This is a genomic window from Comamonas sp. CAH-2, assembly GCF_009668305.1.
Lineage (GTDB): Bacteria > Pseudomonadota > Gammaproteobacteria > Burkholderiales > Burkholderiaceae_C > Comamonas > Comamonas aquatica.
On the sequence record NZ_VSWF01000013.1, the window covers coordinates 50,802 to 64,625 of the forward strand.

A 13,824-nucleotide genomic window follows, 5' to 3' on the forward strand; every position below is an offset into this window, starting at 1 on the left:
CTGGATCAGCCGCAAGCGCCGATATAGCCACAGGCGGTGCAGAACGAGCAACCATCCTTCTTGATCACGGCGTGGGCGCCGCAGTCGGGGCACTTCTTGCCGCTCATGGTCTGCGTGGCATCAGCCACAGGCGCCGGTGCAGGGGCTGCGCTGGTGCTGGGGGCGGGCTGGGCCTCGCCACGGTTGGCAATGATGGCCTGCACGGCGTAGGCCAGCAGGGCCACTTCGCTGTCGTGCCACAGTGGCACGCGGCTGCCATCGGCCTTGTCCATCCAGCCGTAGCGGATGGGGCCACGGTCCCAGGCCACCTTGCGCAGATCGTCCAGGGCCTTGTCCAGGAAGCCGCCACGTGCGGCCAGCGACAGCGAGCGCATGGTGGCGGTGATCCACTGCTGGCTCTCACCGGTCTGGCCCACGGGCATGAAGAACTCGATGGGGCGCTCCACGCCGTCCACATTCATGAAGCTGACCACCAGGTACAGGCGGCGTGCGCCGTCGTGCGTGAAGTACTCGATCTTGTCGACCACGGCGTTCAGCGGGCCCTCGGGGCGGCGTTCCACCACAGCGGCGATGTTGCTGCTGTTGGTGGCCACGGGCTTGGGCGCTTCGGCGGGCTTGGGCGGTTCCACGGACAGCACGGCGCCCAGCGTGTCGTTGGGGCGGTAGGTGGCGCAGCCCTTGAGGCCGGCCTTCCAGCTTTCCATGTAGAGGTTCTTGAAGTCCTCGAACGGATAGTCGGCGGGGATGTTCACCGTCTTGGAGATGGCGGTGTCGATGTAGGGCTGGACCACGCGCATCATCGCCACGTGCTCGGCGGCGGTCATTTCCAGCGCGCTGACGAAGGCTTCGGGCAGCGGCGCATCGGCGCCGTGCATGGCCTTGAACACGCGGTAGGCGTGGTCTTCCACGGTGTAGTGGCTGTTGCCGCCATCGGCCGTGCGCTTCTTGCGGTTGTAGGTCCACGAGAAGGGCGGCTCGATGCCGTTGGAGGCGTTGTCGGCAAAGGCCAGCGACACGGTGCCGGTGGGCGCGATCGACAGCAGGTGGCTGTTGCGGATGCCGTGGGCACGGATCTCGGCGCGGATGGCTTCGGGCAGGCGCTGGGTGAAGCCGCTGGCCAGGTACTTGTCCGCGTCAAACAGCGGGAAGGCACCCTTTTCCTTGGCCAGTTCGACCGAGGCCAGGTAGGCGGCGTCGCGCATGTGGCGGGCGATGGTTTCGCCCTGCTGCACACCGGCGTCGCTGTTGTACTTCAGGCCCAGCATGATCAGGGCATCGCCCAGACCGGTGAAGCCCACGCCGATGCGGCGCTTTTGCTGCGATTCCTTGTGCTGCTCGGGCAGGGGCCAGACGGTGGCGTCCAGCACGTTGTCCAGCATGCGCACCTGGATGGCGACGGCGGCGCGGAAAGCGTCCACATCGAAACGGGCTTCGGGCGTGAAGGCATCGCGCACGAACTTGGTCAGGATGATAGGGCCCAGGTCGCAGCAACCGTAGGGGGGCAGGGGTTGCTCGCCACAGGGGTTGGTGGCGGCAATCGTCTCTGCGTAGTACAGGTTGTTGTCGTTGTTGATGTTGTCGATGAACAGGATGCCCGGCTCGGCGAAGTCGTAGGCCGACTTCATGATGCTGTCCCACAGTTCGCGCGCCTGCGCGGTGCGGTAGACCCACTTGCCGTCGTCGCGCTGGTAGGCGCCGGCATCGATCTGCAGGTCCGAGGGGGTGGCCACGTGCACCAGTTCCCAAGGGGCATCGTTTTCCACGGCCTGCATGAAGTCGCTGGTCACACCGACCGAGACGTTGAAGTTGTTCCAGCGGCCCTTCTGGCGCTTGGCGGTGATGAAGTCCAGCACATCGGGGTGGTCGATGCGCATCACGCCCATCTGCGCACCGCGGCGCGCACCAGCGGATTCCACGGTGGTGCACGAAGCGTCGAACACGTCGATGAAGGAGCAGGGGCCCGACGCGTAGGAGTTCGTGCCCTTGACCCGCGCACCCTTGGGACGCAGGTTGGAGAAGTCATAGCCCACGCCACCGCCACGGCGCATGGTTTCCGCGGCCTGCGACAGCGCGGTGTAAATGCCGGGGTTGCCGTTTTCGTCAAAGCCGTTGGTGGCGTCGGCCACGGGCTGCACGAAGCAGTTGATCAGTGTGGCCTTGGTGTCCAGGCCGGCGGCGGCCATGATGCGGCCGGCGCCGATGGCACCGGCTTGCATGTTTTTGAAGAACTTCTCCGCCCACTCGGCGCGCAGCTCCGGCTTTTCTTGGTCTGCCAGAGCCTGGGAGACACGTCGGAACAGGTCTTCGGCGGTGTGTTCGCCGGCAGCCAGGTATTTCTCGGCCAAGACGTCTTGGCTGATTGGTTGGGTGTTCAAAGAAGTCATTGCGTCTTTGCAGTAAGAAGAATGTCGAGACAGTCCTTGCACAAGCAAAAGCCATGCACAGGGAACGAAAAAAAAGAGGCCGGGCGTACTTGGCACGCCCGGCCAGGGGATCGGAGTCGGGCCTGGTGGGCCCGGTTGGCGCCAGGGCCAACAAAGGGTGAATTGGAACCCAAAATCCGAGCCTCCGGCATGCGGGCGCTGCAATAGTGGGGCCCTGGTCGGGGGCTATCGCAGCGGTTTCTGCACCGAGCACGGCGCGTATTCTAGTCAGGTTTGGAGTATGAAATTAATAGCAAAAAATCATGTATTCATGAGAATTTTGCTGCTATTTGTTGGCAAGTGCTGTTTAAAATTTTTTACCGTTGATCGGTAAACGTCGGTTACAGCTTCTTGACCAGCACCTGGCTCTTGCGGTCCCAGTTGTACTTGGCCTTGCGCGCCTCGGGCAGCCAGTCCGGACTGACCGGCTGGAAGCCCCGCTTGATGAACCAGTGCATGGTGCGCGTGGTCAGCACAAACAGGGTGTCGCAGCCCATGATGCGGGCGCGCTGCTCGATGCGTTTGAGCAGCTTTTCGCCGTCGCCCGTGCCCTGGGCTTTCGGCGAGACGGTCACGGCAGCCATCTCGGCGGTCTTGGCTTCGAGGTAGGGGTGCAGGGCTGCGCAGCCGAAGATCACGCCGTCGTGCTCGATCACGGTGTAGCTGGCGATGTCGCGCTCAATCTCGGTGCGGTCGCGCTTGACCAGGGTGCCGTCGTTCTCGAAGGGCTCGATCAGCTGGATGATGCCGCCCACGTCGTCGATGGAGGCCTCGCGCAGCTCCTCCAGCTTCTCGTCGATGACCATGGTGCCGATGCCATCGTGCACATAGATTTCCAGCAGCAGCGCGCCATCCACCGCAAACGGCAGGATGTGGCTGCGCTCCACGCCCTGTTCGCAGGCGCGCACGCAGTGCTGCAGGTAAAAGCCCGTGTCCGTGGGCACCTGTGGCGCCGGCAGCTTGGCCAGCAACTGGCGCGCGGCGGCCAGGGGCAGCTCGGTGTCGATGGGGTTGTCATCGCTCTCGGGCGCCATCGGGTCGGTGCGCACGCCAGGCACTTCGGTCAGGAACAGCAGCTTGTCGGCCTTCATCTCGCTGGCCACTCGGGTGGCCACCTCTTCCATGCTGAGGTTGAAGGCCTCGCCCGTGGGCGAGAAGCCGAAGGGCGACAGCAGCACCATGGCCTCCGAGTCCAGGGCGCGGCGGATGCCTTCCACGTCCACCTTGCGCACCAGGCCGGAGTGCATGAAATCCACGCCATTGACGATGCCCACGGGGCGGGCGGTCAGGAAGTTGCCCGACATGACCCGCACGCGGGCGCCGGCCATGGGGGTGTTGGGCAGGCCCTGGCTGAAGGCAGCCTCGATCTCGTAGCGCAGCTGGCCGGCGGCTTCCTGGGCGCAGTCCAGGGCCACGCTGTCGGTCACGCGGGTGCCGTTGTAGTACTGCGGCTCCTGGCCCTTGAGGCGCAACTGCTCGTTCACCTGGGGACGAAAGCCGTGCACCAGCACCAGCTTGACGCCCATGGCCTGGATCAGCGCCAGGTCCTGCACGATGCCTTGCAGTTTGCCGGCGGCAATCGCCTCGCCCGTGATGCCCACCACAAAGGTTTGGTGTCGGAACTTGTGGATGTACGGGGCCACAGACCGGAACCAGGGAACAAAGGTGAAGTTGAAGACAGTGGACATGGGCGGCGGAAAAGCAGGCATCACAAGGGAAAAAAGGCTTGTCATTCCGTGGGGAATGCAAGCCAGTGCGAAGTGTAGCCGCGTGGATCAGGGTGCAGCGCTTTTTTGCGAGCGTGGGAGGATCGTGGATGGCGAAGCGTGCCGGCGTGCCGCGCCGCCGTGTTCAGGGCGCACGCAGGAACCACAGGGCCACCGAGGTGGCAAAGCCTGCCAGACCTGCGAGCAGCAACAGGGGGCTGCCGTAATAAACCACCGCCTGGAGCAGGGGGTGCAGGGCGTCGAACTCGGTCATTGCTGCCTCCTTGCAGAAAGCTGGAATCACTTCATCTTCCACCGCCGGGGCCGCAGCGCGCGGCGCCCGGTCTGAAGCCATGGTTCCACGAAGCGCGTGCCGGGGGAAGGGTGTCAGGCTAAAACCCTGGTGTTGTCAGGGTGTCCTGCCGATTCTCAAAAAAGAGAGCTTGATGCGCTGAATTCATCTTGGTTTGGAAAACAATTCGTTGTCAAAACCTTGATTTTTATGCGCTGAGCGCTTTTATTTTCATGGCGATGTGCCGGGCAGGGCTGGGTGATGGTGCAGCGGTCTGCTGCGGCAACTGGCTTGACAGCGCTCAAGCATGGTCCATGGGTGCGAGAATTCCGCCCAGCGGTCTGTCGTACCGCCCTTGCACCGAGGGTGCCCAGCGTGCTGGAGCACCGATTAAACCGCCGAGCAATTCCGTCCGGCGGTGGCTTTTGAAACGGAAACCACATGTCCTTCTCTTCCCCACGCCGCTTGGTGATCAAGCAGGCGCTGCTTGCCGTGGCCGCCACTTCCGCGCTGGCCTCCTTCTCCACCTCCGCCGCCGAACAGGTGCTGCGCGTGTCGGCCATCCCCGACGAGGCCCCCACCGAACTGCAGCGCAAGTTCAAGCCCCTGGGCGAGTACCTGTCGCAGGAAACCGGCATGAAGGTTGTGTTCACCCCCGTGAGCGACTACGCCGCTGTGGTTGAATCGCTGGCCACCGGCAAGCTGGACATGGCCTGGCTGGGCGGCTTCACCTACGTGCAGGCCAAGATCCGCACCAAGGGCTCGGCCAACCCTATCGTGCAGCGTGCCGAGGATGCGGTGTTCACCTCGCGCTTCATCACGGCCGATCCGTCGATCAAGACCCTGGAAGACCTGAAGGGCAAGACCTTCGCCTTTGGCGCACCTTCGTCCACCTCGGGCAGCCTGATGCCCCGCTACTTCATCCAGAAGGCCGGTATCAACCCCGAGAAGGATTTCAAGAACGTGGCCTACTCCGGTGCGCACGATGCCACCGTGGCCTTCGTGGCCACCGGCAAGGCCGACGCGGGCGTGCTGAACACCTCGGTGTGGGACAAGCTGGTCGAGACCAAGAAGGTCGACCCTGCCAAGGTGCGCGTGTTCCACACCACGCCCGAGTACTTTGACTACAACTGGACCGTGCGCGGCGACCTTGATCCTGCCATCACCAAGAAGCTGACCGAGGCCTTCCTGAAGCTGGACCCCGCCAAGCCGGGGCACAAGGCCATCATGGACCTGCAGCGCGCCTCCAAGTTCATCCCCTCCAAGCCCGAGAACTACGTCGGCATTGAAGAGGCCGCCAAGGCCGCAGGCCTGCTGAAGTAAGCCCGTGGCCGCAGCGCCGCCGCGTGGCCTGCCCGGTGCAGGCACGCGGTGGCCTGCTGCGCATATTCAGCAAAATTGGCTGACAGCGCGCATCCATGTTGCGCTGACAGCTACAGTTTGCAGAGCATCTGTATGAGTTTTTCATTGCATGGCCTGGGCTTGACCCATGCCAACGGCCATGTCGCCCTGGCGGACATCGACCTGCAGGCGCAGCAGGGCGAAAGCATCGCCCTGATCGGCCCCTCCGGTGCGGGCAAGACCAGCCTGCTGAACACCATCGGCACGGCGCTGCAGCCCACGGCGGGGCAGCTGACCGTGCTGCAGCAGCCGGCCTGGGCGTCCGCCGCCGCGCTGCGCGCCTTGCGCGCGCGGATTGGCACCGTGCACCAGTCCGCCCCGATTCCGCCGCGCCAGCGCGTGGTGACCGCCGTGCTGGCGGGCAAGCTGGGCCAGTGGCCGGCGTGGAAGTCGCTGGCCTCGCTGCTCTACCCCCAGGACCTGCCCGGCGCGCGCCAGGCGCTGGAGCGCGTGCACCTGGCCGACAAATTGTTCGTGCGCTGCGACCAGCTGTCCGGCGGGCAGCTGCAGCGTGTCGGCATCGCCCGCGTGCTGTACCAGGAGGCGCAGCTGATCCTGGCGGACGAGCCGGTGTCGGCCCTGGACCCCACGCTGGCCCTGGACACCGTGCAGCTGCTGGTGCAGGAAGCCAAGGCCCGCAACGCCACCCTGGTGGCCAGCCTGCACGCGGTGGAGCTGGCACAGCAGTGCTTTGAGCGCCTGGTGGGCATCCGCGGTGGGCGCATCGTGTTTGATCTGCCGGCCCGCCAGGTCACGCCGGCCCAGCTGCAGGCCTTGTACGCCGCCGAGGGCCAGCAGGTGCCGCAGCCACAGGACCTGCCGCACACCGCGGCCGCCAGCACGCTGGCGGCGGTGCGCAGGGGCTGCTGATGCGGGCGCTGCAACGGCCTTTGTCCGACCCGGCGGCGCGGCCCCGCCTGTGGGGCCTGCTGGTGGCCCTGGCCGTGCTGTGGCCCCTGTGGCAGGGCGCCGGCGTGCAGCCGGGGGCCTTGTTCGACCCCAACAACCTGCACGTCATCGGCGGCTTTCTGGCGGGCTTCTTGCCGCCAGACACCAGTGCCGAGTTTGGCGGCTATCTGTGGCAGGCCACGCTGGAGACGCTGGCAATCGCCACCATCGGCCTGCTGCTGGCCTTTGTGCTGGCCGTGCCGCTGTCGTACTGGGCCACCAGTGCCGTCCGTGAAAAGGCCACGCAGAACCCGGTGGCGCGCGCCATCCTGACCATCCTGCGCGGCATTCCCGAGCTGGTGTGGGCGCTGGTCTTCGTGCGCGTGTTCGGCCTGGGGCCGACCGCCGGGGTGCTGGCCCTGGGGCTGACCTATGGCGGCATGTTGGCCAAGGTCTATGCCGAAATCCTGGAAAGCGAGGACGGCACCGCCGCCCGTGCCCTGGTGCGCAGCGGCAGCCCGCGCGCCCTGGCGCTGCTGTACGGGGTGCTGCCCCTGGCCTCCAAGGAACTGGTGTCCTACACCGTCTACCGCTGGGAATGTGCCATCCGCGCGTCCGTGGTCATGGGCTTTGTGGGGGCCGGTGGCCTGGGCCAGCTGATGGACCAGGCGATGAAGATGCTCAACGGCGGCGAGGCCTGCTCCATCCTGCTGGTGTTCGTGCTGCTGGTGTTGGGCGCGGATGCGCTGTCGAATGGCTTGCGCCGGGCCCTGGATGCGACCCCCGCGCCCCGCGCGGCGCCCTGGGGCTGGCGCAGTGCGGCGGTGCTGCTGGCCGTGTCGGCCGCCATCGTGGCCAGCTGGCAATTGCTGGGCATGGACTGGTCGCAGCTGTTCACCGGCCAGGCGGCCGCCGCGATGGGGGACTTCGTCACCGGCTTCTTCCCGCCGGACATCAGCGCAGCCTGGCTGTGGGCCGTGCTGGTGGGCATTGGCGAGACGCTGGCGATCTCGGTGGTGGGTACGCTGCTGGCCGCCGTTGCCGGCCTGTTGCTGGCCCTGCCCAGGTTCCGCACGCCGTGGAATGTGGTGCTGAACCTGCTGCGCTCCGTGCCGGAGCTGGTGTGGGCCACCATCACCGCCCTGGCCGTCGGGCTGGGGCCATTTGCCGGGGCCCTGGCCCTGGCTTTGCACACGGCCGGGGTGCTGGGGCGGCTGTATGCCGAAGCGCTGGAGAACGCTCCGCCGCAACCGGCCGAGGCCTTACGCAGGACCGGCAGCGGCCGGGTGCTGGCCTTTCTGTACGGCACCTTGCCTGGTGCAGCCCCGCAGTTGCTGGCCTACACCCTGTACCGCTGGGAAATGAACATCCGCATGGCCGCCATCCTGGGATTTGTCGGCGCCGGGGGACTGGGGCAGCTGCTCTACGTCAAGCTGTCGCTGTTCCACTACGCCGAAGCCAGCACGGTGATCCTGGCCATGCTGGCGCTGTCGGTGGCGGTGGACCAGACCAGCGCCCGGTTGCGCCGCGCCATGCGCTGAGCAGGCTCGGCTCACGTCCACAAGGCGCTGCGTGCAGCGCCTTTTTTTATGCGCCCTCAGCGCTGGGCATCGCGCACATGGGGCACGATCAGCTCCAGCAGCGCCGGGGTGATGGCGGCATCCAGCTGGTGCCGCATGCCGACCAGGGTGTGCAGTTGCGCCCCCGAGATGGCGCGCGCCGTGGCCTCGCCGCCGCTGGGGTGGACGATGTAGTCGCGGTCACCGTGCAGCACCAGGGTCGGGGCCTGGATGCGGTGCAGCAACCCGGTGCGGTCGCCGGAGGCCACGATGGCGGTGACCTGGCGTTCGTAGCCCTGCAGCGACAGCTCGGGCGTGGTGCGCTGCCAGGCCAGGGCCATGTGCTGGCGCCACAAGGCCTCGACGCCGGGCACCTCGGGGTTGCCGATGTGGCGCATCAGCTGCACGAACTTGTCCTGCGCCTGCGGCAGGTTCCAGGCGGGCCGGTTGGTCAGCATGCGCCAGATGGTCGATGCGGCGGGCTGGCCCACCTGCTTGTTGCCGGTGGTGGAGAAGATGGAGGTCAGCGAAAGCACCCGCTGCGGTGCCTGCGCCGCCACGTTCTGGGCAATCATGCCGCCCATGGACATGCCCAGCACATGCGCCTGCTCGGCCCCCAGGTGGTCCAGCAGGGCGATCACGTCGTTGGCCATGTCGCTGATCAGGTAGTGCCCGCTGGGGATGCGGTCCAGCAGCAGCCGCCAGCGCGCCGGTGGGGTCTGCGGCAGGTAGCTGGAGCGGCCCATGTCCCGGTTGTCGAGTGTGATGACGTACAGGCCCTCGGCCACCAGGCCGTCGATCAGGGCCTGGGGCCAGGACACCAGTTGCAGGCCCAGGCCGGCAATCAGCACGATGGGCGGGTGATCGGGGTGTCCATAGGTGCGAAAGCACAGTTGCAGGCCATTCGGCAGATCGGCGAAACGGTCCAGCGCGGGATCGGCCGGGGGCAGGTGGTGGTTCATGGGCCAGGGCAGCGTCCAACAAAGCCGCCAGTGTCGCGGCAACGGCGTACGAACTCAAGCCGTGCACGCTGCCCACGCCCTGGCGCCCGCAGGGGCTTGCAGACAGGCGCTGCATGCGCAAGAGCACTTTTTTAAAATAGTTGGCATTGCCAATCATTTATCTTGCAAAGAGTCTGCATGAACCTGTCTGATGCCACGATGAACTGCCAACCGCCGTCCTGCGACGCCGCCGATGCGCCGCAGGCGGTGCCGTTTTTTGGTCATTTGCTGGTCAGTGTGAGCCACCACTGGCGCCGTGTGCTGGAGATGCGCCTGGCGGAGCTGGGCTTGACCGATGCCACCTGGCGCCCGCTGTTTCACCTGCACCAGGCCGACCAGGCGCTGAGCCTCAAGCAACTGGCGCAGCGCATGGGCCTGGACAGTTCCAGCCTGGTGCGCGTGGTGGACCTGCTGGAAGACCGGGGCCTGGTGCTGCGGGTCACCGATGCGGCCGATCGCCGCAGCAAGCAATTGCTGCTGACCGCCGATGGGCAGGCCATGGTGGCCGACGTGCACGGCAAGCTGCAGCGGGTGGAGCAGCAACTGCTGGAAGGCCTGCCCGCCTCGGCGGTGCAGGCCCTGGTGGCCGGACTGCTGCAACTGGACCGGCGCCTGGTGCAGGCGTCGCAGCCCCCAGCGGTCGGCACGTGCGATCCGGAGGCACCATGAGCGCATCCACCGCCACCACCTGGGCGCGGGCCCTGGGCTTTCACACCCCGGTGCTGGCGTTTGCCCTGCGCACGGCCCTGGCGGCCTTCGCCGCGTTGCTGCTGGCCTATGCCCTGGGGCTGGAGCACCCGCACTGGGCGGCCATGTCGGCCTGGGCCTGCAGCCAGCCGATGCGTGAGCATTTGCTGTCGCGCGGCATCTACCGCTTCGCCGGTTCGGTGGTCGGCGTGGCATTCGCCGTGGGCCTGGTGCTGCTGGCGCAGGAGTCGATCTGGGTGCTGGCCCTGGGCCTGGCCGCATGGAGCGCGCTGTGTGCCTTCCTGGGCAACCTGCAGCGCGGCTACATGGCCTACGGCTGCATGCTGGCGGGCTACTCGGCGGCCATGGTGATCTTGCTGCACGTGGGGCCCGTGGCTGCGATCTGGCCGTTTGCCTGGGACCGTCTGCTGACCGTGGTGACCGGGGTGCTGACCGCCGTGTGCATTTCCTGGTGCTTCGCCCCCCGGCGTCGCACCGCCGTGCTGATTGCCCAAAGCCGCCATGCGCTGGCCGGTGTGCTGCAGGCAGCCATCGCTCCGCTGCGCCCGCACGCCGCGCCTGCGCCGGCCCCGATGGCCGCGCTGCTCAGCCGTCTGGCCGAGGTGGAGGAGTTGCTGGAACTGTACCCCGAAGGATCGCGCACGGCCCGCCACACCTCCAGGGCCATGCACTGGCAGCAGCACCGTGCCCTGGATCTGGTCTACCACCTGGGGCTGCTGCAGCGCGTCGAGATGGCGGTGGACCTTGCCCCTGAGGGCCCGACAGAGCAGCTGGTCCAGGCGCTGGAGTCGCTCGTGCAGGCGTTGCAGGCCGCGCCCGAGTCCCAGCAGGCCCAGGCCTTGCGCCAGTGCTTGCAACAGGCGATTGCGGCCTGCGAAGCGGCGGTGGCCGCCGTGCAGGCAGCCGGGCAGGCCGTCCCGGAGGTGCTGCATGCCCTGTACCTGCTGCTGCAGGCCATGCACAGTGGCTGGGAGGCCGAGCAACGGGATCTGCAAGGCCGGCACCGACCTGTGGCCCACGAGCGGCGCATGGCACCCTTGCCGCTGCACCGCGACTGGGTGGGTGCGCGCCAGGCGGCCGTGCGCGCGGGCGGCACCTTGTTGCTGCTGGGCATGGTGTGGGCGCTCACGGAATGGCGCCTGGTGGCCTTTGGCATGCTGGGCCTGTCGGTCATGCTGCTGGTGTTTTCGGGCTTCGAGAGCCCGCACCGCACCATGGCCTTCGTGCTGCGGGGGCAGTTGATCGGCGCCGCCTTGGCGCTGCTGTGCCAGACCCTGGTCTGGCCCTGGGCCCAGTCGGGCTGGCAGATGGTGTGGATGCTGCTGCCGTTTGCCCTGCTGGGCGGGCTGGTGTTTGCCCACCAGCGCACGGCGGCGGGCGCCATGGACACCAACATGGCCATGTTCATCCTGCTGGCGCCGGTGTTTCCGCAAACTGCGGGGTGGACCCAGCACCTGAGCATGGCGCTGGCCGTGGTGTCCGGGCCGGCCTTGGCCTGGCTGGTGTACCGCGGGGTCTATCCCACCAATGCCCAGCGGCGCCTGCACACCCTGGCGCGCATGATGCTGGCCGAGGTGCCGGCCCTGGCGCGCCGCCTGCTGGAGGAGGGGCGGCCCGCGCTGTGGCCGGGCGGCTCTGCCGCCGCTGCGCTGTGGCAGGCCCAGTTGCACCACCGCCTGTTGCGGCTGGTGCGCTGGGCGGACAAGACGCAGTGGCCCGCGCGCGGGAAACTGCACGATCTGGGGCTGTCACTGCGCGCGATGCAGACGGCGCTGTTGCAGCTGCAGCAGTGGCGGCGCGACACCATCCTGGCCACCCCGGCCTTGCGCCGCACCGATCGGCGGGCGGTGCAGGCCCTGCAACGCACGGCAGCCTGGGGGGGTGTTGCGCGCGCCCCCCGGCAGCAGGTGCGGCTGCAGGCCGCATGGCGGGCCTTGTCGGCCCAGCCCGGGTTGCCGCCGGAGCTGGCGGCCCAGGCGCTGCAGGTGGCGCAGCGGGATATTCCGGCGCTGGAAGCCCTGCGCCAGCAGCTGCCGTGATGGCCGCCTGCGCGGCGCGCGGGTTTTGGCGCGTTTCTCAAGGCGCCGCGCGGCGCAGCACCAGCACGTCGATCGAGGACGGCACGCCCAGGCGCACGGCAAAGCCCGGCCACAGGCCGGCGCCGCTGCTGACGAACAGGCGCATGGCACCCACCTCGTAGAGACCGCGCACAAAGCCATCGTTGGCCGGTGCCACGATCCACTGGTCCATGCCCCGGATGTGGCCGCCATGGGTGTGGCCGGCGATCTGCAGGTCAATGCCGTGGGGCGCATAGCTGCGGGCCATCTTGGGTTGGTGGCCCAGCAGGATGTGCAGCTCGGCGCCACCGGCCTGCGCCTGGCGGGCCACGGTCACCACATCGGGCGGCACGCCTTCGGGTACCTGCGGGTCGGCATTCTGCTGGGACAGGCGGCCGTAGGCCGGATCGCCCACGCCCGAGATCGCCAGCCTGTGCCCGCGCACGTCCAGCACCCGGGCCTCGTTGGCCAGGTAATTCAGGTTCAGGCGCTGGAACACGCGGGCCCAGGCGTCATACCCGCTGTAGTACTCGTGGTTGCCCGGGGCCGACCACACGCCCAGCGGGGCCTGCAAGCCCGCCAGCGGCGCGATGTTGCCGGACTGCGTGGGCGCATCGCCATCGATCAGGTCGCCAGGCAGCACCACCATGTCTGGCCGCGCGGCGTTGGTGCGCTCCACCAGCCCTTGCACATAGGCGGCGTCGTTGACGGGCGTGGCGTGGATGTCGGCCAGCACGGCAATGCGCAGGCCGTCCAGGGCCGCCGGCAGGCGGGGCAGGGCAACCGTGTGCTCACGCACTTCGGGCAGCCGCGTGCCCTGGATGGTGCCGTAGGTGCTCAGCAGCACCAGGGCGACTATGCCCGTGGCCGTCCAGCGTGGCCGGCGCCAGGGCGCTGCGCTGCGGGGGCCGCGCCAGGCCCGCACGGCCAGCCACAGCAGGTCGCGCACGATGCACAGCACCAGCCCCAGGGCGATGGCCGCGAACAAGGTGCCGCTGACCAGCTGCAGGTGCGACAGCAGGCCGAAATCCAGCACGTCGTTGCGCATGGCATAGATCAGCAGCGCGGGGGCGGTGCCCAGCACGGCGGTGATGGCCACGCACCACCAGAAGGCACGGCGGTGGGACGGAATCAGTGGAGACCAGAGCCAGAGGGACAGCAGGGGCGCCAGCAGCGCAAGCAAAGAAACCATATCAAGCAGAGAAGGTGCCGCACACGGGCAGGGGATGGGGGTGCCCGCAGACACGGGCTGCAACCAGCATAGCAAGCCGATGTTGCCGCCAGATGGCTGGGCTTAGACCCTGTAAGGAAATGCGTGTGGCGTCTTGTCTGACAGGCATGCAAGGCGTGCAGGAAGGATGAGCGGCGCGGTCATCCCCAGAATGAGTCACTCACAAAGCAACGACATCAGGAGGTTTTGCATGCGATCACGAATCTGGACCCTCACCGGCTGCGCCCTGGCCGCAGCCACCTTGTCCACGGCGGCCTTGGCGGACGTGGGTTGGGGCGCCGGCCTGACCTGGACCTTTGGCGGGCCCAAGCCCGTCTCCGGTCCGGCGCTGGGCGTCAAGATGTTCTCCACCGACAAGGAGGACAAGGCCGCGGCGACGCTGGGCGTGGATTACTCCTTCGCCGACCGCAGCCTGCGCCCGAACGTGGGTGTGGCCTATCTGGGTAAGGACAACATCTACCTGGGCGGTGATGTTGGCTACTCCTTCGGCCAGCAGGGCCTGAACTTCGGCCTGGGCGCGGGCTACGTGGACACCCGCAAGAAATAAGCGGGCTGGCG

The 13,824-nt window shown here is 67.5% G+C and carries 12 protein-coding genes; 6 read left to right on the top strand and 6 right to left on the bottom strand.

The features are described from left to right. Positions 1-5: 5 nt before the first annotated feature. The 4 genes from FYM52_RS09660 to FYM52_RS09670 all read right to left on the bottom strand — a co-directional run bounded on the left by FYM52_RS09660 (position 6) and on the right by FYM52_RS09670 (position 4,726). Positions 6-2,384 carry an adenosylcobalamin-dependent ribonucleoside-diphosphate reductase gene (locus tag FYM52_RS09660; protein ID WP_154163922.1) on the bottom strand — a complete coding sequence of 793 codons (2,379 nt, stop codon included), beginning with the start codon at positions 2,382-2,384 and terminating at the stop codon, positions 6-8. Between the two features lie 380 nt (positions 2,385-2,764). Further along, complete coding sequence (gene argA / locus FYM52_RS09665) at positions 2,765-4,111, bottom strand: amino-acid N-acetyltransferase (RefSeq protein WP_154163923.1); 1,347 nt, start codon at positions 4,109-4,111, stop codon at positions 2,765-2,767. Positions 4,112-4,274: 163 nt separating this feature from the next. Further along, positions 4,275-4,403: a hypothetical protein gene (locus FYM52_RS19055; RefSeq protein WP_255446787.1), complete on the bottom strand. Its 129-nt coding sequence runs from the start codon at positions 4,401-4,403 to the stop codon at positions 4,275-4,277. A 155-nt stretch (positions 4,404-4,558) separates the two neighbouring features. Beyond that, positions 4,559-4,726 (bottom strand): hypothetical protein, encoded by a 168-nt coding sequence (locus tag FYM52_RS09670; protein WP_154163924.1) that lies wholly within the window; start codon positions 4,724-4,726, stop codon positions 4,559-4,561. A gap of 136 nt (positions 4,727-4,862) precedes the next feature. On the opposite strand from FYM52_RS09670, the gene FYM52_RS09675 reads away from it, so the two are divergent. From FYM52_RS09675 to phnE, 3 genes are all read left to right on the top strand, one after another. Beyond that, positions 4,863-5,744: a putative selenate ABC transporter substrate-binding protein gene (locus FYM52_RS09675; RefSeq protein WP_154163925.1), complete on the top strand. Its 882-nt coding sequence runs from the start codon at positions 4,863-4,865 to the stop codon at positions 5,742-5,744. A gap of 132 nt (positions 5,745-5,876) precedes the next feature. Beyond that, positions 5,877-6,692 (top strand): phosphonate ABC transporter ATP-binding protein, encoded by an 816-nt coding sequence (locus FYM52_RS09680; protein WP_154163926.1) that lies wholly within the window; start codon positions 5,877-5,879, stop codon positions 6,690-6,692. Continuing rightward, positions 6,692-8,251 (top strand): phosphonate ABC transporter, permease protein PhnE, encoded by a 1,560-nt coding sequence (gene phnE, locus FYM52_RS09685; protein ID WP_154163927.1) that lies wholly within the window; start codon positions 6,692-6,694, stop codon positions 8,249-8,251. Before FYM52_RS09680 ends, phnE begins: the two co-directional genes overlap by 1 nt. 56 nt (positions 8,252-8,307) lie before the next feature. Here the strand turns inward: phnE and FYM52_RS09690 are convergent, their stop codons facing one another. Then, positions 8,308-9,231, bottom strand: coding sequence for an alpha/beta fold hydrolase (locus tag FYM52_RS09690; RefSeq protein ID WP_051519557.1), 924 nt, complete (start codon positions 9,229-9,231; stop codon positions 8,308-8,310). A gap of 177 nt (positions 9,232-9,408) precedes the next feature. On the opposite strand from FYM52_RS09690, the gene FYM52_RS09695 reads away from it, so the two are divergent. Beyond that, positions 9,409-9,939 carry a MarR family winged helix-turn-helix transcriptional regulator gene (locus FYM52_RS09695; RefSeq protein ID WP_154163928.1) on the top strand — a complete coding sequence of 177 codons (531 nt, stop codon included), beginning with the start codon at positions 9,409-9,411 and terminating at the stop codon, positions 9,937-9,939. Beyond that, positions 9,936-12,017 (top strand): FUSC family protein, encoded by a 2,082-nt coding sequence (locus FYM52_RS09700; RefSeq protein ID WP_154163929.1) that lies wholly within the window; start codon positions 9,936-9,938, stop codon positions 12,015-12,017. The genes FYM52_RS09695 and FYM52_RS09700 overlap by 4 nt, the downstream gene beginning before the upstream one ends. Before the next feature lie 37 nt (positions 12,018-12,054). Here FYM52_RS09700 and FYM52_RS09705 read toward each other — a convergent pair whose 3' ends face one another. After that, on the bottom strand, positions 12,055-13,227 hold the full coding sequence (locus tag FYM52_RS09705; RefSeq protein ID WP_154163930.1) for a metallophosphoesterase: 1,173 nt from the start codon (positions 13,225-13,227) through the stop codon (positions 12,055-12,057). 229 nt (positions 13,228-13,456) lie between these two features. Here FYM52_RS09705 and FYM52_RS09710 point away from each other — a divergent pair, with 229 nt between their 5' ends. Beyond that, a complete protein-coding gene (locus tag FYM52_RS09710; protein WP_042412850.1) occupies positions 13,457-13,813 on the top strand; it encodes a hypothetical protein in 357 nt (118 codons plus the stop codon). The last annotated feature ends 11 nt before the right edge of the window (positions 13,814-13,824 follow it).

Bases quoted from the DNA above. Each gene is read 5' to 3' on its own strand.
- FYM52_RS09695 (WP_154163928.1), top strand. From the start codon at position 9,409: ATGAACCTGTCTGATGCCACGATGAACTGCCAACCGCCGTCCTGCGAC.
- FYM52_RS09700 (WP_154163929.1), top strand. From the start codon at position 9,936: ATGAGCGCATCCACCGCCACCACCTGGGCGCGGGCCCTGGGCTTTCAC.
- FYM52_RS09675 (WP_154163925.1), top strand. From the start codon at position 4,863: ATGTCCTTCTCTTCCCCACGCCGCTTGGTGATCAAGCAGGCGCTGCTT.
- FYM52_RS09680 (WP_154163926.1), top strand. From the start codon at position 5,877: ATGAGTTTTTCATTGCATGGCCTGGGCTTGACCCATGCCAACGGCCAT.
- FYM52_RS09710 (WP_042412850.1), top strand. From the start codon at position 13,457: ATGCGATCACGAATCTGGACCCTCACCGGCTGCGCCCTGGCCGCAGCC.
- FYM52_RS19055 (WP_255446787.1), bottom strand. From the start codon at position 4,403: ATGACCGAGTTCGACGCCCTGCACCCCCTGCTCCAGGCGGTGGTTTAT.
- FYM52_RS09705 (WP_154163930.1), bottom strand. From the start codon at position 13,227: ATGGTTTCTTTGCTTGCGCTGCTGGCGCCCCTGCTGTCCCTCTGGCTC.
- FYM52_RS09660 (WP_154163922.1), bottom strand. From the start codon at position 2,384: ATGACTTCTTTGAACACCCAACCAATCAGCCAAGACGTCTTGGCCGAG.
- phnE (WP_154163927.1), top strand. From the start codon at position 6,692: ATGCGGGCGCTGCAACGGCCTTTGTCCGACCCGGCGGCGCGGCCCCGC.
- argA (WP_154163923.1), bottom strand. From the start codon at position 4,111: ATGTCCACTGTCTTCAACTTCACCTTTGTTCCCTGGTTCCGGTCTGTG.
- FYM52_RS09690 (WP_051519557.1), bottom strand. From the start codon at position 9,231: ATGAACCACCACCTGCCCCCGGCCGATCCCGCGCTGGACCGTTTCGCC.